We start from the raw sequence: 24,567 nt of genomic DNA on the forward strand, positions 1-24,567 counted from the left end.
GACCAAGCATGACGACCATTCAGACAGTTGCCTTCGACGACCAGAAGCCCGGCACTTCGGGCCTGCGCAAGAAGACCCGCGTCTTCATGCAGCCGCATTATCTGGAAAACTTCGTGCAGGCGATCTTCAACGCCATCGGCGGCGCAAAGGGCAAGACCTTCGTGGTGGGCGGCGACGGGCGCTTCTTCAACGACCGCGCCGTTCAGGTGATCCTGCGCATGGCGGCCGCCAACGGCGCGGCCAAGGTGATCGCGGGGCGGGGCGGCGTGCTGTCCACGCCCGCCGCGTCGAACCTGATCCGGCAGCGCAAGACGGATGGCGGCATCATCCTGTCGGCCAGCCACAACCCGGGCGGCGAGGATGAGGATTTCGGCATCAAGTTCAACATGGCCAATGGCGGCCCCGCGCCGGAAAACATCACCGACGCGATGTTCCGCGAAGCCTCGGTCATCGTCAGCTACAACATCGTCGAATCGCAGGATGTCGACCTGAACGCCGTGGGGGAAACCACCCTTGGCGGCATGGCGGTGGAGATCGTGGATTCCGTCGCCGACTACGCCGCGCTGATGGAGCAGCTGTTCGACTTCGACGCGATCCGCGCGATGTTCACGTCGGGCTTCACCATGCGCTTCGACGCGATGTGCGCCGTCACCGGCCCCTACGCGACCGAGATCCTGGAGAAGCGCTTGGGCGCCGCGCCGGGCACCGTGACCCATGGCACGCCCTTGCCCGATTTCGGCGGGATGCATCCCGACCCGAACCCGACCTGGGCGCATGAGCTGATGGACGAGATGATGGGCCCGGACGCCCCCGATTTCGGCGCGGCCTCGGACGGCGACGGCGATCGGAACATGGTGGTCGGGCGCGGGGTCTACGTCTCGCCTTCCGACAGCCTTGCGGTGCTGGCGGCCAACGCGTATCTGGCCAAGGGCTACGCCAAGGGGATCGCGGGCGTGGCACGGTCGATGCCCACCTCGGCCGCGGTGGACCGCGTCGCCAAGGATCTGGGGGTCGAGGCGTTCGAGACGCCGACCGGCTGGAAGTTCTTCGGCAACCTCTTGGACGCCGGCCGCGTGACGCTGTGCGGCGAGGAAAGCTTCGGCACGGGATCGGACCACGTGCGCGAAAAGGACGGGTTGTGGGCCGTGCTGCTGTGGCTGAACATCCTGGCCAAGCGCAAGGAATCGGTGGCCGATATCCTGCAGGCGCATTGGCGGAAATACGGCCGCAACTACTACTCCCGCCATGATTTCGAGGCGATCGAGACGGAGAAGGCCAACGCCATGGTCTCGGCGCTGCGCAAGTTGCTGGCGGACCTGCCGGGCCGTTCGGTCGAAGGCATGACCATCGCGGCCGCCGACGATTTCGCCTATACCGACCCTGTGGACCAGTCGACCTCGGCCAAGCAGGGGGTGCGCATCCTGTTCGAGGATGGCAGCCGCATCGTGATGCGCCTGTCGGGCACGGGCACCCAAGGGGCGACGCTGCGCCTGTATCTGGAGAAGTATGCCGAAAGCGGCTTCGATCAGGACCCGCAAGAGGCGCTGGCCCCGATCATCCGTGCCGCCCACGAACTGGCGGACATCACGGGTTACACCGGGCGGGTGGAACCCGACGTCATCACATGATGGACGCGGCGCAGCCCGTGAGGGCTGCGTAATCATCCTCGATCACGCTGACGGGGAAGGCGCTCACGAAGTCCGAGAACCTTCCCTTGTCATGCATCGCCTCGGCAAAGCCCAAGGCGTCCAGATGCGGGGCCATGGCGCGCGACATGCCGCCGCACAGCGCGATCCCGCCGAAGGGCAGGTGGGTCAGGCCAAGATTCCCCACCACGGACCCCAGCAGCCGCACGAAGATGCGGGCTGTTTCCGTGGCGTCGGCGTCCGTGCCGATCAGCGGGATGATGTCCTTGGACGGCCGTTCGGTGCCCGTGACGCAGCCGTGGATGGCGGAAAGGCCGCGGCCGGACAACGCCTCCTCCACCGTGGCGATGCCGTAGATGTCTTCCAGATGACGGCCCAGCCGCACCTCCTCGGCGGTGCGGACGGGCAGGTTGACGTGGCCGCTTTCGGAAGGGGGCACAAGGCGGCCGCCCGGGATCACGTGCACGGGGGCGGCGTTGAAGCCCGTGCCTACGCCCACGACCAGCCGCGCGGCGGCCGGGTCCGCCGGCGCACGGCCCGGCAGGATCGGGCGCAGCGGCACATGACCCAGCGCGTGACCCTGCGCCTGAAGATCGTTCAGCACCGACACAGCACCCGCGCCGGTGACCGCGCGCAGCATCATGCCGTCCACGGTCCAGTCCAGATTGGTCAGAGTTCCGACACCGGCCGTGACCGGCCCCGCGATGGCCGCGCAGGCCGCATCCACCGTTTCCTGAAGATCGTCCAGATAGCGCAGGATCACGGCATCAAGGCCCGTGAAATCGGCATTCGTGAAGCGCCGGACGCTGTCGTGGCGCACGTGGAATCCCTCGGCCAGGGCAATACGTGTGTTTGTGCCGCCCACATCGGCGACAAGGCTGAGACTGGACATAGGATTCTCCCTTTGGTGTTGTTCTAGGGGAACTTTCCGCACTCGCAACTTCCCAATCCCGTCTTATGTCAGGAAAAGGCAAATCGAGGAGGCCGCATGAACGTGAGCGCGAAGCCAGTGGACTGGGCCGACCGTAACTGGTGGCGCGGGGCGACGATCTATCAGATCTATCCGCGCAGTTTCCAGGACACGGATGGCGATGGCATCGGCGACCTGCGCGGCATTGAAAAGCGTCTGGAACACATCGCGGCCCTTGGCGCCGATGCGGTGTGGATCAGCCCGTTCTTCAAGTCGCCCATGAAGGATTTCGGCTACGACGTCGAAGACTACACGCTGGTCGATCCGATGTTCGGCACGAACGAGGATTTCGACGCGGTGATCGCGAAGGCTCGCGAACTGGGGCTGCGGGTGATGGTGGACCTCGTCTTCTCTCACACCTCGGACAAGCACGCCTGGTTCCAGGAAAGCCGCCTCAGCCGCGACAATCCGAAATCGGACTGGTATGTCTGGGCCGACGCGCGCCCCGACGGCACCGTGCCCAACAACTGGCTGTCGATGTTCGGCGGGACGGCGTGGCACTGGGATTCGCGGCGCGAGCAGTATTACCTGCACAACTTCCTCAGCTCTCAGCCCGACCTGAACCTGCACAATCCGGAGGTGCAGAACGCGCTTCTGGACGTGCTGCGTTTCTGGCTGGAGCGGGGGGTGAGCGGGTTCCGCTTCGACGTGATCAACTTCTACTTCTGCGACCGCTACTTGCGCGACAACCCGCCGCTGCCGCGCGAGCTGCGCAACGACAGCATCGCGCCGTCCGTGAACCCCTATAATCACCAGCTGCACCTGTTCGACAAGAACCAGCCCGAGAACATCGACTTCCTGCGCAAGCTGCGCGCAGTGATGGAGCCCTACGCCGCCGCCGCCGTGGGCGAGGTGGGCGACGCCCAGCGCGGGCTGGAGATCATGGCCGAATACACCTCGGGCAACGACAAGGTGCACATGTGCTATCCGTTCGAGCTGTTGCAGCCGACGAAGCTGACCGCGCGCATCCTGGAGGACACGTTCCAGCGCATGAACCGCGCCGCGCCCGACGCCTGGCCCTGCTGGGCCTACAGCAACCATGACACGGTGCGCCTGCCTACCCGCTGGCAGGCCTCCGACGCGGCGCTGAAGAACTATGCCGTGCTGCTTATGTGCCTGCGCGGGTCGGCCTGCATCTATCAGGGCGAGGAGCTGGGCCTGCCGGAGGCGGAGCTGACCTACGAGGATCTGCAGGATCCTTACGGCAAGGAGTTCTGGCCCGAGTTCAAGGGACGCGACGGCGCCCGCACGCCCATGGCGTGGGCCGAGACGGCCCATGGCGGCTTTTCGGCCAACGCGAAGCCGTGGCTGCCGGTGCCGCTGGATCACGTATCCCGCTCGGTCGCGGGGCAGCAAGGCGTCAGCGGATCGATGCTGGAACATTACCGCGCGGCCCTGCGCCTGCGCCGCGACCACCCGACGCTGAAGCATGGGGCGATGGACGCAATGTGGACGTCGGACGATCTGGTCCAGTTCCTGCGTCTGGGCGTGCAAACGGTCTTCTGCGCCTTCAACCTGGGCGAAGGCACGGTGGAGGCGCGACTCCCCGAAGGCCACTGGCACCCCGTCGGCGCGGACACGGGCGCGAAACCGCCCGCACCCACCGTGACGCTGGGCCCGTGGGAGTTCTGCCTGGCCTATCGCGACTAGGGCTTGATCTTCATCGACCCGCCGCCCTGCGTCGTCAGCCAGTCGGGCCAGCCGACGTAACGCTCGACGATGAACAGGGCGGCGCAGGCGGCGATGACGCTCAGAACCAGGATCACCTTCCACACGGGTGGGGGGTGACGCACCCACTGCATCATGCGGATGAACCAGATGGGATTCATGTGCCCTCCGTGAAACGCACCTTGCCGATATAGGGCAGGTTGCGGTTCGATTGCGCGTAGTCGATGCCGTAACCCACGACGAATTCGTCGGGGATGGTGAAGCCGGTCCAGCTGGCCTGCACCTCCACCTCGCGGCGCGAGGGCTTGTCAAGAAGGGCGCAGACCTCCAGCCGCTTCGGCTCGCGCGATTTCAGAAGGCGGGTGACGTGGGAGAGGGTGAAGCCCGTGTCCACGATGTCCTCCACCACCAGCACGTCGCGGCCGGCGATCTCCCCCCTCAGGTCCTTCAGGATCCGCACCTCCCGCGAGGAGCGCATGGCGTTGCCGTAGGAGGAGGCTTCAAGGAAATCGACCTCCACCGGCAGGTCGATCTCGCGCACCAGATCGGCGATGAAGATGAAGCTTCCCCGCAACAGGCCCACGACCACCAGCTTGTCGGTGCCGGCGTAGTGGGTCGTGATCTCGCGGGCCAGTTCCTCCACCCGGGCGGCGATGGCCTTAGCCGAGATCATCTGGTCGATGACATAAGGTTGTTTCGACATGCTATCCCCTTGCACTCGGGACACCGAGTAGCGAAAACCTGCGGGAAAGTCACGGAGGATGCCATGCCGACCCATCAGGAAACGCGGCGGTTGCCCTACACGGCGACGCAGATGTTCGATCTCGTGGCCGATGTCGGCGCGTACCCCCAGTTCCTTCCTTGGAACTCCGCCGCGCGGATCCGGTCGCGCACGCCCGTCGAGGGGGGCGGGGAGGTGATGGAGGCCGACCTCGTCATCTCGTTCAAGGTGTTCCGAGAACGGTTCGGCAGCCGCGTGACGCTGTGGCCCGAGCAGAAGAAGATCGACACCGAGTACCTCGACGGGCCGTTCAAGTACCTGAAATCCACATGGTCGTTCCGCGACCTGCCCGAGGGCGGGTGCGAGGTGCACTTCTTCGTGGATTTCGAGTTCAAGAACGCGATCCTGCAGGGGATCATCGGCATGGTCTTCAACGAGGCGATGCAGCGCATCGTGCGCGCGTTCGAAAAGCGCGCGGCGCAGCTTTACGGGCCCAGCGCGGCCTGAAGCAGCGTCAGCGCATGGGCCACGGTGGCCCGGCGCACGCCCTCCCGGCCCAGTGCGCCGAAATCCACGGTTTCCGTGCGGGTGCCGGAGGGGGTGGAGATGCCGAAGCAGACGCGGCCTTCGGGCTTGTGGTCCGACCCGCCGGGCCCCGCGATGCCCGTCACGCTGACCGCCAGCGTCGCGCCCGACCGGGCCCGCGCGCCTTCGGCCATCTGTTGCGCCACGGGTTCGGACACGGCGCCGTGGGCGTCCAGCGCCTCTTGCGTCACGCCCAGCATCTCGCGCTTGGCCGCGTTGGAATAGGTGACGAAGCCGCGTTCGAAGACCTTCGACGATCCCGCATTGTCCGTCAGCGCGGCCGAGATCATGCCGCCGGTGCAGCTTTCGGCCGTGGCGACCGTGACGCCGGCGGCAAGGGCGCGCTGCTGGAAGGACAGCCAGGTCACATCAGCACCCAATGGGCGATGCCGGCGGCGATCATGGTGGCGATGCCCGCGAACAGGCCCGCCCACAGATCATCGGTCATGACGCCGGTGACGCCGCCGCGCCGGTCGGCCTGGCCCACAAGCCACGGCTTCCAGATGTCGAACAGGCGGAAGAACAGAAAGGCCGCGACCCAGCCGGGATAGGCGACGGCGGCCCAGTTTTCCACTCCGTGCCACCAGAAGGCGGCGGCGGGGAACAGAAGGGCGAGCCATTGGCCGGCCACCTCGTCGATGACGAATTCGGACGGATCCTCATGCGCGCCGGTCAACTCGCGCGACAGGGCCCAGAAGCCCAGCGCCGTGACGGCCAGCGTCGCCAGCACCAGCACCGGAAAGCCAAGGAAGCGGTCGATCAGCAGGCCCAGCGCGATCGCCCCCGCCGACCCCCAGGTGCCCGGACCGGGGCGCAGCAGCCCAAGGCCGAAGCCAAGGCAGATCAGCCGCGTCATGCCGACACCAGAACAACGGTGGCGAGGGAGGCGATGCCTTCCTCACGCCCCGTGAAGCCCAGCTTTTCAGACGTCGTGGCCTTGACCGAAACGGTGGCCACATCGACGCCCATGATGTCCGCCAGCGCGGCGCGCATGGACCCCGCAACCGGCCCGATCTTCGGGTATTCGCAGACCAGCGTCACGTCGCAGTTCGACAAGCGGAAGCCGCGGGCCCGCATCCGTTCCATCGCGTGGCGCAGGAAGATGTGGCTTTCGGCGCCCTTCCATTTCATGTCCGACGGCGGGAAGTGCTGGCCGATGTCGCCTTCGGCCAGCGCGCCATAGATCGCGTCGGTCAGGGCGTGCATGCCCACGTCGGCGTCGGAATGGCCCTGAAGGCCGCGCCCGTGCGGCACCTTCACGCCGCACAGCCAGACGTGGTCCCCATCCCCGAAGCGGTGCACATCATAGCCGTTGCCCATGCGGATGTCCATGTCGCGCCCTTTCAGCATACCCTCGGCCCGTGCGAAGTCGGCGGGCCATGTCACCTTGATGTTGGTTTCGTCGCCTTCCACGATGGCGACGTCAAGGCCTGCGGCGCGCGCCACCTCCACATCGTCGGCCGCGTTGCCGGGATGGGCCAGATGTGCCGACAGGATCGCGTCGAAGCGGAAGCCCTGCGGCGTCTGCGCCCGCCACAGCCCGGTGCGGTCGGCGGTGCCCGTCACATGCGCCTCGCCTCGCCACAGGGCGTCGCTGACGGGGAGGGCGGGCGCGGCACCGTCGGCTGTGTCCAGCGCCGCCACCACGCGGTCGATCACGGCGCGCGGCACCAGCGGGCGGGCCCCGTCATGGATCAGCACGCGCGTCACGCCCTGGCCTTCCAAGGCGCGCAGGGCGTTCAGGACGGATTCGGCGCGTGTGGCGCCGCCTTCCACCATCTCCACGCCCAAAGGCTCCGCCCAGGGGCGGTCGTCGGGGTGGATCACCAGAAGGCGCCTCATCCCGGCAAAGGCGTCCAGCGTGTGGGACAGGATCGGGCGGCCGTTCAGCGGGCGCCACTGCTTGGGCACCCCGCCGCCCGCGCGGCTGCCGCGTCCGGCGGCGACGATGATGGCTACGGTGGTCATGGTTCGGATATGACATGCCCTCCGCGCCGGGTGAAGTCTGGAGTTTGCCTGCAAAAAAGGCTATGCGCATAGAAAGAAGGCGCGCGGCCCGCCGCATCCCCGAAAGTCATTCCAAAAATTTGTAATATGTCAGCACGTGGCGTAATCGGAAGCTGACGCTCAAGGATTAGGCACTTGTCCATTCAGATCGACTCCGTGACGCTTGACCCGCCGGTGCTGCTGGCCCCGCTGGCCGGGATCACGGACCTGCCGTTCCGCCAGCTGGTCGCGCGCTTCGGCGCGGGCCTTGTGGTGTCCGAGATGGTGGCGAGCCAGGAGGTCGTGCAGGCCAAGCCCGCCGCCCGCGCGAAGGCGGAACTGGGGTTCGGCGATCACGCCACCTCGGTCCAGCTGGCGGGGCGGGACGCCTACTGGATGGCCGAGGCGGCGCGCTATGCCGAACAGCAGGGCGCGCGGATCATCGACATCAACATGGGCTGCCCGGCGAAGCGCGTCGTGGCGGCGGGGGGCAACGGGGCCTGCGGGTCGGCGCTGATGCGCGAACCCGATCTGGCCCTGCGCCTGATCGAGGCGGTGGCCGGCGCCGTCCGCGTTCCGGTGACGCTGAAGATGCGGCTGGGCTGGGACGAGGACAGCCTGAACGCGCCGCAGATCGCGAAGGCTGCCGAAGGGGCAGGGATCCGCATGGTCACGATCCATGGCCGCACGCGCTGCCAGTTCTACAAGGGCTCGGCCGACTGGGCCGCGATCCGCGCGGTGAAGGACGCCGTGGCCATCCCCGTGATTGCCAACGGCGACATCGTCGACAGCGCCACCGCCGCGACGGCGCGGCAGATGTCGGGCGCGGACGGCGTGATGATCGGGCGGGGGGCGCAGGGCCGCCCCTGGCTGCTGGCGCAGGTGGCGGCGGCGCTGCACGGCCGCCCGGCCCCCGTGGTTCCGCAAGGGCAGGCCCTGGCCGACATGGTGGTGGAGCATTACGAAAGCATGCTGTCCTTCTATGGGATCGAACTGGGCGTGAAGATCGCCCGCAAGCATCTGGGCTGGTATCTGGAGGCGGCGAACGTCCCCAAGGGCGACGTCCTGACCCGCACCGCCCCGGCCGAGGTGACCCGCGCCTTGCGGCACGCGCTGTCGGACCCGCCGGGGCAGGCGGCATGACGCGCGGATCCTCCATCGCGGGCATCCTGCCCAGCGGCGCCATCTGGGCCAGCCTGCCCGTGCCTGCGCTGCTGCTGGACGCGCGCAACAACATCCTCGCGATCAACCCGGTGGCGGAAAGCTTCCTCAACGCCTCGGAAAAAAGCCTGCGGAACGAACCGGCGCTGGACCGGCTGTCGATCGACGCCCCGATGGACGAGGCGCTGGCCCGCGTGCGCCGCAACCAGGCGGCCATGTTCATCAACGACGTGGACGTGACCACGGGCGAAAAGGCCCCGGTGCAGTGCAACCTCCAGATCGCGCCGCTGGCGGACCGGCCCGACCTCGTGATGCTGCTGATCTCTTCGCGCGACATCGCGGACCGGCTGGGGCGGGTGGCGGCGGTGCGGTCGGCCGCGCGGTCCGCCATCGGCATGGCCGAGATGCTGGCACATGAGATCAAGAACCCGCTGGCCGGCATCGCGGGGGCGGCGCAGCTGATCGCCATGAACCTGCCGGCCGAGGACCGCGAGTTCGCCGACCTGATCGTGGAGGAAACCCACCGCATCGTGAAGCTGCTGGAGCAGGTGGAGCAGTTCGGCAACGTCCGTCCGCCCGACTGCCGCCCGGTGAACATCCACGACGCGCTGGACCGGGCCCGACGTTCGGCCGCGCTGGGCTTTGCCGCGAAGATGACGATTCTTGAAGATTACGACCCCTCGCTTCCCGCCACGTTCGCCGATCCGGACCAGCTGATGCAGGTCTTCCTGAACCTGATCAAGAACGCGGCCGAGGCGGCGGGCGCGCAGGGCGGCACGATCCGCCTGCGGACCTTCTACGACCTCGCGCTGCGGCTGCGGCGGGCGGATGGCGGCGGATCGCTGCCCCTTCAGGTGGAAATCATCGACGACGGCCCCGGCATCAAGCCCGAGATCGCCGCCTCCATCTTCGACCCCTTCGTGTCGGGGCGCGAGAACGGGACCGGGCTGGGGCTGGCGCTGGTGTCCAAGATCATCTCGGACCACGGGGGGATCATCTCCGTGGATTCGATGCCGGGGCGGACGGTCTTCCGCGTGTCGCTGCCCATGGCGCCCCGCGAGGCGCCCACGAACAAGATGGAGGTCTGAGAGATGGACGGAACGATCCTCGTGGCGGATGACGACCGCACGATCCGCACGGTGCTGACGCAGGCGCTGACGCGCGCGGGCTGCAAGGTGCATGCGACCTCCTCGCTTTTGACGCTGATGCGGTGGGTGGAGGAAGGGAAGGGCGATCTCGTCATCTCGGACGTGGTGATGCCGGACGGGAACGGGCTGGAAGCGCTGCCCCGCATCGCCAAGCTGCGGCCCGGGCTGCCGGTGATCGTCATCTCGGCCCAGAACACGATCATGACGGCCATCCAGGCGGCCGAGGCGGAGGCCTTCGACTATCTTCCCAAGCCCTTCGACCTGCCGGACCTGATGAAGCGGTCGGCGCGGGCGCTGGAATCGAAGCGCCGCGCGCCGAACCGCCCGGCCCCGGCCCGCGAAGGGTCGGACGACCTGCCCTTGGTGGGGCGCACGCCCGCGATGCAGGCGCTCTATCGGCTGGTGGCGCGGGTGATGAACACGGACCTGCCGGTGCTGATCACCGGCGAATCCGGCACCGGCAAGTCCCTGATCGCGCGCGCGATCCACGATTTCTCTGACCGTCGCGCGCTGCCCTTCGTGGTGGCGCAGGCGTCGGACCTGCAGGGCGCCGATGGCCCCGCCACGCTGATGGCGCGGGCCAAGGGCGGAAGCCTTGTCTTCGACGAGGTGGCCGATTGCAGCGACGAGGCGCAGGGCCGCATCGTGCGCCTTCTGGACCAGATGGGCGAACAGGCGCCGCGCATCATGTCCACCTCGCAATCCGACCTTCAGGCGCGGATGGAACAGGGGGCCTTCCGGCAGGACCTGTTCTACCGTCTGGGCGGCGTGACGCTGCACGTGCCCGCCCTGCGCGAACGGGTGGACGACATCCCGCTGCTGGCCGAACATTTCCTGGCGCGGGGCGAACGCGACATGGGATCCGTCCGTCGCCTGTCGGCCGAGGCGCGGGAACTGGTGCGCGCCTATGGCTGGCCCGGCAACGTGCGGCAGCTGGAAAACACGCTGCGCCGCCTGATCGTCACCTCGGCCGAGGCGGAGATCACCAAGGCCGAGGTGGAGGCCGTTCTGGGCAACCAGCCGGTGATGGAGCCCCTGAAGGGGGGTGGCGAGGGCGAGAAGCTCTCCGCCTCGGTCGCGCGGCACCTGAAGCGGTATTTCGACCTGCATGGGGGCGCCCTTCCGCCGCCCGGCGTTTATCAGCGCATCCTGCGCGAGGTGGAGGGGCCGCTGATCGAGATCGCGCTGGACGCCACCGCCGGCAACCAAGCGAAATGCGCCGATCTGCTGGGGATCAACCGCAATACCCTGCGCAAGAAGATCACCGACCTCGATATCCGCGTGACACGGCGGCGCAAGCTGATGTAAATCGGCAACAGAAGAAGCAGCGGGGGCCGACCCTCGCCGAACGGGGCAGGTCTTTTCGGTGCGATCCGCGGCACGACATTCCACGCTTTCGCGCCTGCTGCGCCTGCGCCGGCAGCGCCGCGTGAAGACGGCGGCCACGTTCACGCTGGTGGCGCTGGGCCCGGTGCTGACGGCGGTGACGCTGGTTTTCCTGGGGCCCATGGACCTGTCCAGCAGTTCGCCGATGTTGCGGCTGTTGCTGCTGACGGACCTGATCTATGTGCTGGCGGTGGCCGCGCTGGTCATCGCGCGGGTCGCGCAGATTGTGGCGGATCGTCGCAGCAAGTCGGCCGGGTCGCGGCTGCACCTGCGCCTGTCGGGGGTGTTCGCGCTGGTGGCGCTGATCCCCACGATCCTTGTGGCGGTCTTTGCCGTGGTCACCCTGAACATTGGGCTGGAAGGGTGGTTTTCGGATCGGGTGCAGCGGGTGGTCGGCAACTCGCTGGCTGCCGCGCAGGCCTATGAGGCCGAACACCGCGAGGATCTGATCGCCGACGCGCAGGCGCTGGCGCGCTATCTGGATGCGGCGAAACGCGGCAGCGTGTTCCTTCAGGACGAACAATTGCGCCCGATCCTGAGCCAAGGGCAGGAGCTGGTGCAGCGCGGGTTGCGCGAGGCCTATCTGATCGACGGCGGCGGCGATCTGCGCACGCGGGGCGACCGCAGCTATCTGTTCGACTTCGACCACCCGACGCGGGAACAAATCGAGCAGGCGCGGACCGTCGGCTATTTCCTGATCCAGGACTGGGCGCACAACGAATTCCGCGCACTGGTGCATCTGGAGGCGTTTCCCGACCGCTACCTTTACGTCACCCGCGAGGTGGACGGCCAGATCCTGAGCCTCTTGGACGACACGCGTGAAACCGTGCGCCTGTATCACCAGCTGGAGGCGGATCGGGGGCGGATGCTGTTCGAATTCGCGCTGCTGTATCTGGGCTTTGCCGTCATCCTGATTCTGGCGGCGGTGTGGCTGGGCCTGTGGTTCGCCGAACGCCTGTCGGGGCCGGTGGGCCGTCTGGCGGGCGCGGCGCAGCGGGTGGGCGCGGGCGATCTGGACGTGCAGGTGGCCGAGGAGGATGGCGATGACGAGATCGCCATGCTGGGCCGCCTGTTCAACCAGATGACCCGGCAGCTGAAGCACCAGCGCGACGACCTGCACCACAGCCATGCCGTGGTGGAACGGCGCCGCCGCCTGTTCGATTCCGTGCTGTATTCGATCACCGCCGGGGTGATCGGTCTGGACGCGGGCGGGCGGGTCGATTTCATCAACCGGGCTGGCCGGCGTCTGCTGGACATGGAAACGACCGACCTGCCGCTGGAAGTGGCCGTGCCGGAATTCGCGACCCTGTTCCACCGCCTGCGCGAGATGGGCGGCACGGTGCAGGAGGAGATCCGCCTGAACCGCAAGGGCAAGCTGGAAAGCCTGCTGGTCCGCATGTCCGTGCGGGAAACGCCCGAAGGTCTGGAAGGCTATGTGGTGGCCTTCGACGACGTGACGGATCTGGTCAGCGCGCAGCGTCTGGCGGCCTGGGGCGACGTCGCCCGCCGCATCGCGCACGAGATCAAGAACCCCCTGACGCCCATCCAGCTGTCGGCCGAACGGATCAAGCGCAAGTTCCGCCCCCTAGTGGGCGACATGGCCGGGGATCTGGAGCAGTACACCGACGTGATCGTGCGCCAGACCAACGACCTGCGCCGCATCATCGACGAATTCTCACGCTTCGCCCGCATGCCGGAACCCGACCGGAGGGAGCGGGATCTGGTGAAGATCGTCAGGGATGCTGCGGTCTTGCAGGCCGGACTTCGTGTGGAAACGGTTCTGCCGGATGAGCCGATGATGGTGGATGTGGACGAAACCATGATCTCCCAAGTTCTTACGAACTTGTTGAAGAATGCGGGCGAAGCCATTGAAGAGGACCATGTTTCCGATGGGTTGGTGAAGCTGTCCCTTCAGGCCGAGGCCGAGGCGGCCGTGATCCGCATCGCCGACAACGGCTGCGGCCTTCCGCCGGATCGATCCCGCCTGTTCGAGCCCTATGTCACCACCAGAGAAAAGGGCACGGGGCTGGGATTGGCGATCGTCAAGAAAATCGTGGAAGAACATGGGGGAACGCTGTCTCTGACCGACGCCCCCGTTTTCGAGGGACAGACGCGTGCCGGCGCGCTGGCTGAAATACGACTGCCGCGCAACCTGCGCCGCCGCAAGAACGGAGAGGGTAAATGAGCAGCATCCTGATCGTGGACGATGAACGCGACATCCGCGAACTGATCGGCGACATCCTGCGGGACGAAGGGTTCGCCGTGCGGCTGGCCGGGAATTCCGACGACTGCATGGCCGAGATCAACGCCGAGCCGCCCTCGCTGATGATCCTCGACATCTGGCTGAAGGACAGCCGGATGGATGGGATCGACATCCTGAAGACGGTGAAGCGCAACAACCCGGATGTGCCGGTGGTCATCATCTCCGGCCATGGCAACATCGAGATCGCGGTCGCGGCCATCAAGCAGGGCGCCTACGACTTCATCGAAAAGCCGTTCAACATCGACCAGCTGATGGTCGTGGTGACGCGGGCGATGGAAACCTCGCGCCTGCGCCGAGAGAACAGCGAACTGCGCCGCAAGGACGTCACCTCGGCCGAGATGCTGGGCAATTCGACGGCCTTCCGCATCCTGCGCCAGAATCTGGACAAGGTGACGAAGTCGAACGCCCGCGTGATGCTGGCCGGTCCCGCGGGATCGGGCAAGGAGATGGCGGCCCGCTACATCCACTCCAACTCCGCCCGGGCCGAGGCGGCCTTCGTCACCGTGTCGTCCGCCGGGATCGAGCCGGAACGGATGGAGGAGGTGCTGTTTGGCCGCGAGACGGAGCGGGGGCTGGAAAAGGGCCTTCTGGAACAGGCGCATGGCGGCATCGTCTATCTGGACGAGGTGGCGGACATGCCGCTGGGCACCCAGTCGAAGCTGTTGCGCGTTCTGGTCGAACAGCAGTTCACCCGCGTGGGCGGGGTGGAAAAGGTGCGCGTGGATCTGCGGGTCATCTCCTCCACCTCGCGCGATCTGCGGGCCGAGATCGCGGCCGGCCGCTTCCGGCAGGAGCTGTATGACCGGCTGAACGTGGTGCCGATCCACGTGCCGCCGCTGTCCGAACGCCGCGATGACATTCCTGATCTGGCGCGGCATTTCATCGACCTGCTGCACCGGGTGCAGGGCCTGCCCCTGCGCCGCCTGTCGCCGGACGCCGAGGCGACGCTGCAGACGATGCCTTGGCCCGGCAACGTGCGGCAGCTGCGCAACGTGATCGAACGCGTGCTGATCCTTGGCGAAAGCTCGGGCCCGATCGAGCCGGCGGAATTGCCGAACCGCGACGGCGCGCCCGCCGCGGGTGACGGGCTGACCATCGGCGGCGTGGTCGCGACCATGGCCCTGCGCGAGGCGCGGGAGCTGTTCGAGCGGGAATACCTTCTGGCCCAGATCAACCGCTTTGGCGGCAACATCAGCCGCACGGCGAGCTTCGTCGGGATGGAACGGTCGGCCCTGCACCGCAAGCTGAAGTCGCTGGGCGTGGTCAAGGCCAACGGCAACGGTGCCGAGGACGAGGCATGAAGATCATCATCTGCGGCATCGGGCAGGTCGGCTGGCAGATCGCGCGGCAGTTGTCGGGCGAACGCAACGACGTGACGGTCGTGGACATGACGGCCGACCTCGTGCGGCGGGCGACGGAAACGCTGGACGTGCAGGGGGTGATCGGCTTTGCGAGCTATCCGGACGTGCTGGAACGGGCGGGGGCCAAGGACGCCGACATGATCGTGGCGGCCACCCGTTCGGACGAGGTGAACATGGTCATCTGCCAGGTGGCCCATTCCATCTTCGAGGTGCCGCGCAAGGTGGCGCGGCTGCGGGCGCAAAGCTATCTCGACGCGATCTATGCCGACCTTTACCGGACGGGGCACATGCCCATCGACGTCGTGATCTCCCCCGAAAAGGAGGTGGCGGAGGCGGCGCTGCAACGTTTGGCGGCCCCCCGTGCCTTTGACACCGAAAGCTTCATGGACGGACGGGCGCAGCTGCTGGGGCTGGCGCTGGACGAACAGTGCCCGGTGCTGAACACGCCCCTGCGACAGCTGAGCGAGCTGTTCTCCACCCTCCGCGCGACGGTGGTGGGGGTGCGGCGCGGCGGCAAGCTGTTCGTGCCAGATGCCGATGCGCAGCTGCTGGCCGAGGATTCGGTGTATCTCTTCACCCATTCCGACGATGTGGGCCGGGTGATGGAGATTTTCGGCAAGGCCCGCCACGCGCAGGAACGGGTGGTCATCATCGGGGGCGGCGCGGTGGGCCTGACGGTCGCCAAGGCGCTGGAGCGGCAGACGGCGCGTGTGCGCGCGAAGCTGATCGAGCGGGACCGCAGCCGGGCCGAGGCCGCCGCGGACGAGCTGGACAGCACCATCGTGCTGAACGGTGACGGCATGGACGGCGCCTTGCTGGAGGAGGCCGACATCCGCAACGCCGACGCGGTTCTTGCGCTGACGGATGACGACAAGACGAACCTTCTGGCCGCCGTGCGCGCGAAGGAGGCGGGGTGTCCGCTGTCCATCGCGCTGGTGAACGACGCCTCCCTTGTGGCGCTGATGGGGCCCTTGGGGATTGACGCGCATATCAATCCGCGGGCGACGACGGTGTCGTCGATCCTACGCTACATCCGCCACGGCCGCGTGCGCCAGATCTATGCCATCGGCGATTCCGAGGCGGAGATGATCGAGGCGCAGGTGCTCTCCACCTCCTCGCTGGCGGGGCGGCTGATCCGCGACATCGAGTTTCCGCGCAACGTGCTGGTCGGCGGCGTCCTGAAGGGCGACCGCATGATGAAGCCCGTGCCCGACCTGCGGGTGGAGGAGGGCGACATTATCGCCATCTTCACCACCACCGAGGATGTGCCGGAGGTGGAGCGGTTGTTGCAAGTGTCGATCGACTTCTTCTGATGCCGCGCCTGCGCAGCCTTCCCCTGCTGATCTGGATGGGCGCGATCGGCGCGCTGACCATGTATCTGCCCGCCGCGCATGCGCTGGTGCGGGGCGACATGCCGGTGTCGCGCGCCTTCTTCTATGCGGGAACGCTGGGTCTGGTGGTGCTGGCGATGCTGGCCATCGCCACGGCGCAGCGCCGTCCGAACGATGTGGCGCGCGCGCATCTGGCGGCGCTGGTCACGGCCTATCTGGTGATGCCGGTGATGTTCGCGGTGCCGTTCCGCTGGTCGGTGCCCGACACCAGCTTTCTGAATGCGTGGTTCGAGATGCTGTCCTCGTTCACGACCACGGGGGCCACGCTCTATGAAACCCCGGGGCGGCTGTCCGAGACGCTGCACCTGTGGCGCGCGATCGTTGGCTGGCTGGGCGGGTTCTTCGTGCTGCTGACGGCGGTGGCGATCATGGGGCCAATGAACCTTGGCGGGACCGAGGTGATCTCGGGCCGGCCGCCGGGGCGTCCGAACCTGGGCGCCTGGATCGAGGTGGCGGACGCGGACGAACGCATCGTACACCACGCGCAGCAGATCTTTCCCGTCTATGCGGGGCTGACGCTGATCCTGTGGGTCCTTCTTCTGGTATCGGGGGAGCCGGGGATCTACGCGCTGTCCTATGCGATGGGCACGATCTCGACCTCCGGCATCTCTCCGGGACCGGGCTTCGGGCATCAGCCGGAGGTGCCGGTCGGGGAACTGTTCGTTTTCGTGTTCTTTGCCGTGGCGATCAGCCGGCGCTTCGTGCCGGGGATGGTGCTGCTGGACCGGTCCTACCGCCTGCGCGACGACCCCGAGATCCAGTTCGCGGCGCTTCTGATGCTGACCGCGCCGACCGCGCTGATCCTGCGCCACTGGCTGGGCAGCGTGGATTACACGGGCGGTCTTCTGGATTTCGCGCAGGCCTTGTGGGGCAGCCTGTTCACCACCCTCAGCTTCATGACGACGACCGGATATGTGTCGGGCGGCTGGGACGTGACGCGCGGGTGGTCGGGGCTGGACAGTTCGGGCCTGATCCTGCTGGGGCTGGCCACCGTGGGCGGTGGCGTCGGCACGGCGGCGGGGGGCGTGACGCTGCTGCGAGTCTACGCCCTGTATCGCCATGCGCAACGAGAGATGCAGCGGATCGTGCATCCGTCTTCGGTCGGTGGGGGTGGGCCGGTCGCGCGGCGCATCCGAAACGACGGGGCGTACGTCGCGTGGATCTTCATCATGCTGTTCGGGCTGACGGCGGCCGTGGCCATGCTGGCCCTGTCCCTGACCGGCATGGCCTTCGAACCCGCGATGATCCTGTCCATGTCGGCGTTGAGCACGACGGGGCCGCTGGCCGCCGTTGCGGGGGAGGTGCCCGTGTCATGGGCGGCGCAGGGCAGCGCGGCCAAGGTCATCCTGGGCGCGGTGATGATTCTCGGACGGGTGGAAACCCTTGCGGTGCTGGCCCTGATCACTCCGGCCACCTGGCGGCGTTAACCGTTTTTGGGTCTGGAATATCATCGGCTTCCGCATCATATTGTGATTGCTTCCGGACCAGGGCCGGAGGGAAGAGGGCAAAAACAATAATGATAAGGCAAGACACGAATGGCCGCTGATAAGCAGAACCTCCAGGATGCCTTCCTGAACCACGTCCGCAAGGCCAAGGTTCCTGTCACGATCTTCCTGATCAACGGGGTCAAGTTGCAGGGCGTGATCACCTGGTTCGACAACTTCTGTGTTCTTCTGCGCCGGGACGGGCAGTCGCAGCTGGTCTACAAGCACGCGATCTCGACCATCATGCCGGGCGCGCCCATCAACCTTTATGAAGGTGAAGACTGATTTCGGAACACGATCTCCACACCACCGAGGCGGCGCCGACGCGCGCCTTTGTCCTTCACCCCGACATGAAGGCGCAGCGCACGCGGCGGCTTCCCGAACACGGACTGGCCGAAGCGGTGGCCCTTGCCGCCGCCCTGCCGGGGCTTGATGTTGTCGGCGCCGATGTGGTCCGGGTTGCCAAGGCCACCCCTGCCACGCTGTTCGGATCCGGCAAGGTGGAGGAGCTGGCCCAGCGGCTGAAGGCCGAGGAGGTGGAGCTGGTGCTGGTGGACGGTCCCGTGACCCCCGTGCAGCAGCGCAACCTGGAAAAGGAATGGGGCGTCAAGCTTCTGGACCGGACCGGGCTGATCCTGGAAATCTTCGCCGACCGCGCGCGCACGAACGAGGGCGTGCTGCAGGTGGAACTGGCGGCGCTGTCCTATCAGCGGACGCGGCTGGTGCGCGCCTGGACCCACCTTGAACGGCAGCGGGGCGGCTTCGGCTTTGTCGGCGGCCCCGGCGAGACGCAGATCGAGGCGGACCGTCGCGCCATCGACGACCAAATGATCCGCCTGCGCCGCCAGCTGGACAAGGTGGTGCGCACACGCGAACTGCACCGCGCCGCGCGGCGCAAGGTTCCGTTCCCGATCGTGGCGCTGGTGGGCTACACCAACGCTGGCAAGTCCAGCCTGTTCAACCGCATGACCGGGGCCGAGGTTCTGGCCAAGGACATGCTGTTCGCCACGCTGGACCCGACCATGCGGGCGGTGGAATTGCCCACCGGCTTCAACATCATCCTGTCGGACACGGTGGGCTTCATCTCGGACCTGCCGACGCAGCTGGTGGCCGCCTTCCGCGCCACGCTGGAGGAGGTGCTGGAGGCGGACCTGATCCTGCATGTCCGTGACATCGCCCATCCCGAAAGCGCCGAACAGGCGGCCGATGTGGGCGACATTCTGGACAGCCTTGGCGTGAATCCCGCCGTGCCCATGTTCGAAGTGTGGAACAAGCTGGACCTTGTGGACGAGACGGCGCGGTCGGCGATCCTGGATCGGGGACGTTCGGACCGGGTGTTCCCGATTTCTGCCCTGACGGGCGAGGGGTTGCCGGCGCTGATTGATGCCATGACGGTGGCGCTGGACGATGAGCGTCATGTGGAGACGGTGCTTTTGTCCTTTGCCGAAGGGCGTCAGCGGGCCTGGCTGCACGAACAGGGCGTGGTGGAAAAAGACATCGCCACCGAGGACGGGCACCGCCTGACGCTGCGCTGGTCGGCGCGGCAGCGGGCCCGGTTCTCGAAGCTTTAAGCCTCGTCCACCGGGATCAGGACGGAGCGGATGGCGAGTTCGCGCATCTGCTCCTCATACCCCTCGGACATGCGCAGCCGGTCCAGCTTGGCGGCGTAGCGTTCGCGGATCATCGCCTCGGCCGCGGCCACGGCAGGATCGCGGCGCAGCGTGGCCATCAGGTCGGCCAGGCGGTCGGCATTGCGCGTGGCGCTCGTGTCCTCCACCTCGTTCCGGTCGAAGCGGCGGAAGTAGTCGATGTTGTACTTGCCGTGATTGTTCAGAACGTCGCCCCGCAGGCGGCGCATCAGGTATTCCTCGTGCGTCTTGACGCCGTAATGGTTCACCTGCGCGAAATCATAGCCCTTGCTTTGCCGCGTCTGGCGCCAGGTCATGATGTTGCCGTCGATGGGCTTGGCCGAGCCGTTGATCCAAGGGAGCCCGCGGGGGTTGGGCTTCTTCTTTTCCGCGCGGGGGCGGTGGATGGCGAGGCGCAGGTAATCTTCGTTCCGGAACAGGGTTTTCACGCCGTAGCCGGGGTTGAAGTCGTCATTCGCGGCACGGGTCAGGCGCTGCGTGACGGGTTCGGGTCCGTAATGGGGGATGTGGGACGATCCAAAGAAGCGCCAGGTCACGGCCATGGCGTCCGTGTCCGTGTCGCGCATCAGGTCGATCAGGCTGTTGATGTCGCCGCCTTCGGTCTTGACCGTCAGGAATTCGTCGAAATCCATCACCATGATGTAGTCGGAATGCTGCACCAGCGGATGGCCCGTGGCGCGCTTCAGGGCGCGCGACTGGGGCGGCAGGTCTCGCATGGGGCCGTTTTCCATGCGGGTGACAAGGCCAAGGGCGGCCAGCGCGTCCAGCATCTCGTCCGTGCCGTCGGTGCAGTCGTTGGTGTAGGCGAGGATGTCGGTGAAGCCCAGAAGGTGGTGATAGGCCACCCATTCCAGCACGTAAGGGCCTTCGTCCTTGGCCATCGTGACCAGCGTGACGCGGCCGTGACGTGATGCATTGGCGCCCGTGGGCAGGGCCGTCTTGCGGGCGTCCAGATCGCCGAGGAACTGTTCTGGGTCCAGCTTGACGGTGGCCTTGCGTTCGGCCTGTTCCTTTTCGTCCTTCGCCTCCCGCGGTTTCTTTTCGCGGGGCGCGGGGGGCGGAAGGCTGTCGTAATCGGCCAGATCGTGATCGATCAGATAGGTGCCCAGCCAGCTGGTCGCGGGCGGCAGGCCGCCGGGCATGCCGGCGGTGTATTTGCGCAACCAGCGGGAATAAAGGTGGACGGACAGGCTGCCTTCACGCTCCAGCTGCTCTTCCAGACGCTCCCGCTCCGGCGGTTTCACAAGGCGCTTGCGGTCGTTGAAGGCCACGGGGAAGAAGGTGTGGGTGGGCTGGGCCTTCGCGATCTCTCCGCTGTCCTGCGCGAACCAGGTCAGCGCCTCGGGCCCGGTGGAGCCCCAGGACAGGCTTTCCAGCCGCACCGCGACGCCTTCGGACCGCTTCTGTTCCAGTTCCCGGCGGAACTTGCCCTTGGACCAGGGCGGGATCGGGAAGTCGGAGGTCAGGAAGTCCATCATCGCCTTCAGGGTCTGCGAATCCGCGGGCATCCCGAGGATGGCGTTGCCCAGCAGCAGGCGGTCCTCACGCTCGTGCCCGATGAACCAGCCGAGGTCGGCGGGGAAGGGTTGCAGGGCGATCACGTCGGTGTCGGCCCAGACGTTGCCTTCCTGCGCGACCATGCGCACGCGGAACACGTCCGCGTGGATCGCGGGGCTTTGGGCCTTGTCGTGCATCAGGATGCGGTCGGTGTCCCACACCTCGCGCGCGTTCACGACGTTGGTGCCCTCGGGCACGTTCGGAACATCCTCATAGGTGTAGAGGGTGTAGTCGTGGCCCAGCCGAAGGAAGGATTTGATCGACGCGATTTCCATCCATGACAAGGGGCCACCGATCCAAAGCGATCCGATCCGTGCGCGTACCGTCATGACATCCTTCCCTGACCCCGGTCCTGCACGATGATTGGACGCTGGCCCCGCCCGGTGTCAAGGCGTGAACGCCCCGATCGGCGCGATGGGGCGCAACCATCGGTGGCGCAAAAGAAAAGCCGCCCCGGGGGGCGGCTTTCCGAAAACGGCGGGTGGGACGCCTCAGAGCTCGTCGAGCGCGTCGATCGCGGTCTGGAGTTCTTCCTTGGTAACGTTCTTTTCGGTCACGGTCGCGCCGGACACGATGTGATCGACGACCTTGTCCTCGAACAGCGGCGCGCGCAGTTGCTGCTGCATCTGCGGGTTCTTCTGCACGAACTCGAAGAAGGCGCGTTCCTGGCCCGGATACTGACGGGCCTGGTTCAGGACGGCCTGCGTCATTTCCTGATCGGACACCTGCACGTCGGCCTTGCGGCCGATCTCGGCCAGCAGGAGGCCAAGGCGCACGCGGCGCACGGCCAGTGCCTTGTGCTCGTCCGTCGGCTCGATCGCGCCGTGGTTGTGGTCGTGATCGTCCGGATGCTCTTCATGGTAAAGCTGGTGGGCGATCTGGCCGGCCTCGGCTTCGACCAGCGAAGGGGGCAGGTCGAAGCTGACCATGCCGTCCAGCTGGTCCAGCAGGGCGCGCTTCATCACCGCGCGCGAGGCGCCGGCGTATTCGGCTTCCAGACGACCGGAGATCTGGGTCTTCAGGGCTTCCAGATCTTCCGCACCGTATTTCTTGGCCAGCTCGTCGTTCAGCTCGGCCTCGGCCGGGGCCTTGACGGCCTTCACCTTGCACTCGAACAGGGCTTCCTTGCCCGCGAGGTGCGAAGCGCCGTAGTTCTCGGGGAAGGTAACCTTCACTTCGACGTCGTCGCCTTCCTTGGCGCCGGTCAGCTGGTCCTCGAAGCCCGGGATGAACGAGCCGGAGCCGAGAACGAGCGGGTAGTCCTCGGCGGTGCCGCCTTCGAACACTTCGCCGTCGACCGAACCCTTGAAGTCGATCACGATCTGGTCGCCGTCCTTGGCCTTGGAGCCCTTCTTGCGGTCCGCGAAAGTCTGGGCCGAGGAAGCTAGGTTCTTCAGCGCTTCTTCGACGGCCGAATCATCGGCCTTCACGACCAGACGCTCCAGCGTGACGGAGGACGTGTCGAGCTCCGGGATCTCGGGCAGGGCCTCATAGGTCATCTCGACCACGACGTCCTGGCCTTCCTTCCACTCCTCTCCGCCGACCATCTTGACGTCGGGCTGAAGGGCGGGGCGGTCGCCGGTCTTTTCGAAGTGATCCTTCATCGCGCCGTCGATGGCGTCCTGCATGGCATCGCCGAGGATGCGCGGGCCGAACTGCTTTTTCAGCATGGCCATCGGGACCTTGCCCTTGCGGAAGCCCTTCATCTCGATCTCGGGCTGCACCTCGATCAGCTTTTCCTGCACCTTGGCGTCAAGGTCGGCCGCCGGAACGGTGATCGTGTAGCTGCGTTTCAGACCTTCGTTCAGGGTCTCGGTGACCTGCATGTGATCGTCCTTCTCAAACCTTTTGTGGTGCGGGTGGAGGGACTTGAACCCCCACGCCTTGCGGCGCCAGAACCTAAATCTGGTGCGTCTACCAATTTCGCCACACCCGCAAACCGGCGGACCGCCCGGATGGGCGGCCCGCTGTTCCGCAGCCTTCTAGCAAAGCGCTTGCACGGAGGCGAGAGCAAAAAGCGTCACACGCCCAGCTTGCGGAAGACGGGGGGCAGGAGGTCGGGCAGATCCTCGGCCGTGAGGCCGGGGCCGAACTGACGGGCGCATTCGATGTGCAGCCAGGCCCCGGTTTCCGCCGCGGAGAAAGGCGAAACGCCGCGCGCCAGCAAGCCGGTGATCATGCCGGCCAAGACGTCACCCGCGCCAGCTGTCGCGAGCCACGGTGCCGCCCGATCGTGGGAGGCGTGGGCCAGCACCGCGCGGCCCGTGGGGTCGGCGATGACGGTGTCATGCCCCTTCAACAGCACGGTGCAGCCGGCGCGACGGGCGGCTTCGCGGACCGCGTCGGGCTTCGACATCGGCCAGTCGGGCGGGGTGGTCGTCATCGCCTGTGCCAGATCGGGGAACAGGCGGGCGAATTCGCCGGGATGCGGGGTCAGGACGCAATCGGGGTGCAGGCCGACCAGATCGGTGGCGGCCAGCGCCGTCAGCGCGTCGGCGTCCAGCACCGTCGGCCGTCGGGCACGCAGCGCGACGGGAAGGAGGGCCTTCGCCCGCTCCACCCCCAAGCCGGGGCCGAGGCAGAGGGCGTTGATCCGGGCGTCGGCCAGCATCTCCTCCAACGTGCGGGGGTCGTCGACCGCTCGCAGCATGATCGCGTCCAGACGTGCGGCGTGTTCGGGGATGGCCAGGGCAGGCGGGGCCAGCGTGACCAGCCCGGCCCCGATCCGAAGCGCCGCCCGCGCCGACATGCGCGCGGCACCGCCTTGGCCCGAGGCCCCGCAGAGCACCAGCGCATGGCCATGGTCGAACTTGTGGCCCCTGGCCTTGCGCAGGGACGGGATGTCGGGGGCGGCGAGATGCAGATCGGCGGTGACCGGCAGGCCGAGGTCCGCGACATGGAGGTGCCCGGTCAGGTCCGGACCTTCGGCAAGATAATGTCCGGGCTTGGCGGCGTGGAAGGTAACGGTCAGGTCCGCCCGGATCCTTGGGGCGACGGCGTGGCCCGTGTCGGTGTCCAGCCCCGTGGGCATGTCGATGGCGACGATGCGCGCGTCGGACAGCGCGAGGGTGAAGGGACGGGGGCGGCCGATGCCCAGAAGGGCGTCGATGATCAGTTCAGGGTCTTCGACCGGGGTGCTGGTGGCGCGCGCTCGATTCGCGCGGGCTTCGTTTGTCGTGGGCGGGGCGGTGGGGCGGACCTCCACGCTCCACCCGCGGGCGTGGAGGAGGCGGGCCACGACATAGCCGTCACCGCCGTTGTTTCCGGAGCCGCAGAGGATCAGGGTGCGGGGCGGGGTTTCCGCGTATTCGGGCCAGTGGCGCAGGATGGCGGCGACGACCGCCTGACCGGCCTGCTCCATCAACTCGGAAGATTCTGCCTGTCTTGAGGCGAAAGCCTCTGCTTCGATGCCGCGGATTTGGGCAGAAGTGGGAAGGGCATCGCGGGAGGAGTGGCCCATGTTGATATCCTGCATGGTTTTTGCGCCATATGCCCTAAATTTGGGCAACACAGGCGGGTTTTCGCACTTCGGGGCGGCCGTTCCCCTCTCGACAATTGTCCCTGCGCTGCGAAAGTGGTCAGACACGGGAA

21 protein-coding genes and 1 tRNA gene are annotated in these 24,567 nt (G+C 66.9%); 12 read left to right on the plus strand and 10 right to left on the minus strand.

Translation table 11 applies throughout. The annotated features are described in order from the left end of the window. Window positions 1–8 precede the first annotated feature (8 nt). Complete coding sequence (locus PIJ50_RS05955; RefSeq protein WP_271973579.1) at window positions 9–1,628, plus strand: alpha-D-glucose phosphate-specific phosphoglucomutase; 1,620 nt, start codon at window positions 9–11, stop codon at window positions 1,626–1,628. On the opposite strand, the gene PIJ50_RS05960 is transcribed toward PIJ50_RS05955, so the two are convergent. Further along, complete coding sequence (locus PIJ50_RS05960; RefSeq protein WP_271973581.1) at window positions 1,621–2,538, minus strand: glucokinase; 918 nt, start codon at window positions 2,536–2,538, stop codon at window positions 1,621–1,623. The two genes, PIJ50_RS05955 and PIJ50_RS05960, sit on opposite strands and share 8 nt — an antisense overlap. 96 nt (window positions 2,539–2,634) lie before the next feature. Between PIJ50_RS05960 and PIJ50_RS05965 the strand changes: the two genes are divergently transcribed. Next, the gene (locus PIJ50_RS05965) at window positions 2,635–4,266 is read left to right on the plus strand and encodes an alpha-amylase family glycosyl hydrolase (protein ID WP_271973583.1); all 1,632 of its coding nucleotides are present in this window, start codon (window positions 2,635–2,637) and stop codon (window positions 4,264–4,266) included. Here PIJ50_RS05965 and PIJ50_RS05970 read toward each other — a convergent pair. Together PIJ50_RS05970 and hpt are read right to left on the minus strand one after the other, a co-directional pair. Further along, a complete protein-coding gene (locus PIJ50_RS05970) occupies window positions 4,263–4,445 on the minus strand; it encodes a hypothetical protein (protein WP_271973585.1) in 183 nt (60 codons plus the stop codon). The genes PIJ50_RS05965 and PIJ50_RS05970 overlap by 4 nt on opposite strands. Next, the gene (gene hpt / locus PIJ50_RS05975; protein ID WP_271973586.1) at window positions 4,442–4,987 is read right to left on the minus strand and encodes a hypoxanthine phosphoribosyltransferase; all 546 of its coding nucleotides are present in this window, start codon (window positions 4,985–4,987) and stop codon (window positions 4,442–4,444) included. The genes PIJ50_RS05970 and hpt overlap by 4 nt, the downstream gene beginning before the upstream one ends. A 63-nt stretch (window positions 4,988–5,050) precedes the next feature. Between hpt and PIJ50_RS05980 the strand changes: the two genes are divergently transcribed. Further along, window positions 5,051–5,512, plus strand: coding sequence for a type II toxin-antitoxin system RatA family toxin (locus PIJ50_RS05980; protein ID WP_271973587.1), 462 nt, complete (start codon window positions 5,051–5,053; stop codon window positions 5,510–5,512). Here PIJ50_RS05980 and PIJ50_RS05985 read toward each other — a convergent pair. Genes PIJ50_RS05985 through PIJ50_RS05995 form a run of 3 tightly spaced genes read right to left on the minus strand, consistent with a single transcriptional unit; the run spans window position 5,491 to window position 7,558 of the window. Then, a complete protein-coding gene (locus PIJ50_RS05985) occupies window positions 5,491–5,958 on the minus strand; it encodes a CinA family protein (protein ID WP_271973589.1) in 468 nt (155 codons plus the stop codon). The genes PIJ50_RS05980 and PIJ50_RS05985 overlap by 22 nt on opposite strands. Then, window positions 5,955–6,446 (minus strand): phosphatidylglycerophosphatase A family protein, encoded by a 492-nt coding sequence (locus PIJ50_RS05990; RefSeq protein WP_271973590.1) that lies wholly within the window; start codon window positions 6,444–6,446, stop codon window positions 5,955–5,957. Before PIJ50_RS05990 ends, PIJ50_RS05985 begins: the two co-directional genes overlap by 4 nt. Beyond that, window positions 6,443–7,558: a bifunctional 2-C-methyl-D-erythritol 4-phosphate cytidylyltransferase/2-C-methyl-D-erythritol 2,4-cyclodiphosphate synthase gene (locus tag PIJ50_RS05995; protein ID WP_271973591.1), complete on the minus strand. Its 1,116-nt coding sequence runs from the start codon at window positions 7,556–7,558 to the stop codon at window positions 6,443–6,445. The genes PIJ50_RS05990 and PIJ50_RS05995 overlap by 4 nt, the downstream gene beginning before the upstream one ends. Window positions 7,559–7,732: 174 nt before the next feature. Between PIJ50_RS05995 and dusB the strand changes: the two genes are divergently transcribed. The 9 genes from dusB to hflX all read left to right on the plus strand — a co-directional run bounded on the left by dusB (window position 7,733) and on the right by hflX (window position 19,341). Next, on the plus strand, window positions 7,733–8,719 hold the full coding sequence (dusB, locus tag PIJ50_RS06000; RefSeq protein ID WP_271973593.1) for a tRNA dihydrouridine synthase DusB: 987 nt from the start codon (window positions 7,733–7,735) through the stop codon (window positions 8,717–8,719). After that, entirely contained in the window at window positions 8,716–9,825 is a 1,110-nt protein-coding gene (locus tag PIJ50_RS06005) for a two-component system sensor histidine kinase NtrB (protein ID WP_271973595.1), read from the plus strand. Before dusB ends, PIJ50_RS06005 begins: the two co-directional genes overlap by 4 nt. 3 nt (window positions 9,826–9,828) lie before the next feature. Further along, complete coding sequence (locus PIJ50_RS06010; RefSeq protein ID WP_271973597.1) at window positions 9,829–11,193, plus strand: response regulator; 1,365 nt, start codon at window positions 9,829–9,831, stop codon at window positions 11,191–11,193. Between the two features lie 58 nt (window positions 11,194–11,251). Next, window positions 11,252–13,456 carry a sensor histidine kinase NtrY-like gene (locus tag PIJ50_RS06015; RefSeq protein WP_271973599.1) on the plus strand — a complete coding sequence of 735 codons (2,205 nt, stop codon included), beginning with the start codon at window positions 11,252–11,254 and terminating at the stop codon, window positions 13,454–13,456. Then, window positions 13,453–14,835 carry a nitrogen assimilation response regulator NtrX gene (gene ntrX / locus PIJ50_RS06020; RefSeq protein WP_271973600.1) on the plus strand — a complete coding sequence of 461 codons (1,383 nt, stop codon included), beginning with the start codon at window positions 13,453–13,455 and terminating at the stop codon, window positions 14,833–14,835. The genes PIJ50_RS06015 and ntrX overlap by 4 nt, the downstream gene beginning before the upstream one ends. Continuing rightward, window positions 14,832–16,208 (plus strand): Trk system potassium transporter TrkA, encoded by a 1,377-nt coding sequence (gene trkA / locus PIJ50_RS06025; RefSeq protein WP_271973602.1) that lies wholly within the window; start codon window positions 14,832–14,834, stop codon window positions 16,206–16,208. The genes ntrX and trkA overlap by 4 nt, the downstream gene beginning before the upstream one ends. Continuing rightward, a complete protein-coding gene (locus PIJ50_RS06030; RefSeq protein WP_271973604.1) occupies window positions 16,208–17,713 on the plus strand; it encodes a TrkH family potassium uptake protein in 1,506 nt (501 codons plus the stop codon). The genes trkA and PIJ50_RS06030 overlap by 1 nt, the downstream gene beginning before the upstream one ends. Before the next feature lie 108 nt (window positions 17,714–17,821). After that, a complete protein-coding gene (gene hfq, locus PIJ50_RS06035) occupies window positions 17,822–18,055 on the plus strand; it encodes an RNA chaperone Hfq (protein ID WP_054303569.1) in 234 nt (77 codons plus the stop codon). Then, window positions 18,052–19,341, plus strand: coding sequence for a GTPase HflX (hflX, locus tag PIJ50_RS06040; RefSeq protein ID WP_271973807.1), 1,290 nt, complete (start codon window positions 18,052–18,054; stop codon window positions 19,339–19,341). Before hfq ends, hflX begins: the two co-directional genes overlap by 4 nt. Here the strand turns inward: hflX and PIJ50_RS06045 are convergent. From PIJ50_RS06045 to PIJ50_RS06060, 4 genes are all read right to left on the minus strand, one after another. Continuing rightward, window positions 19,338–21,305, minus strand: coding sequence for a glycosyltransferase family 2 protein (locus PIJ50_RS06045; RefSeq protein ID WP_271973609.1), 1,968 nt, complete (start codon window positions 21,303–21,305; stop codon window positions 19,338–19,340). The two genes, hflX and PIJ50_RS06045, sit on opposite strands and share 4 nt — an antisense overlap. A gap of 162 nt (window positions 21,306–21,467) precedes the next feature. Continuing rightward, window positions 21,468–22,802: a trigger factor gene (gene tig, locus PIJ50_RS06050; protein ID WP_271973610.1), complete on the minus strand. Its 1,335-nt coding sequence runs from the start codon at window positions 22,800–22,802 to the stop codon at window positions 21,468–21,470. 25 nt (window positions 22,803–22,827) lie between these two features. Then, window positions 22,828–22,912 (minus strand) — tRNA-Leu (locus PIJ50_RS06055). An 84-nt stretch (window positions 22,913–22,996) separates the two neighbouring features. After that, a complete protein-coding gene (locus tag PIJ50_RS06060) occupies window positions 22,997–24,451 on the minus strand; it encodes an NAD(P)H-hydrate dehydratase (RefSeq protein WP_334212719.1) in 1,455 nt (484 codons plus the stop codon). Window positions 24,452–24,567: the final 116 nt, after the last annotated feature.

Origin of the sequence: Falsirhodobacter sp. 20TX0035, assembly GCF_028307215.1 — a bacterium.
GTDB lineage: Bacteria > Pseudomonadota > Alphaproteobacteria > Rhodobacterales > Rhodobacteraceae > Falsirhodobacter.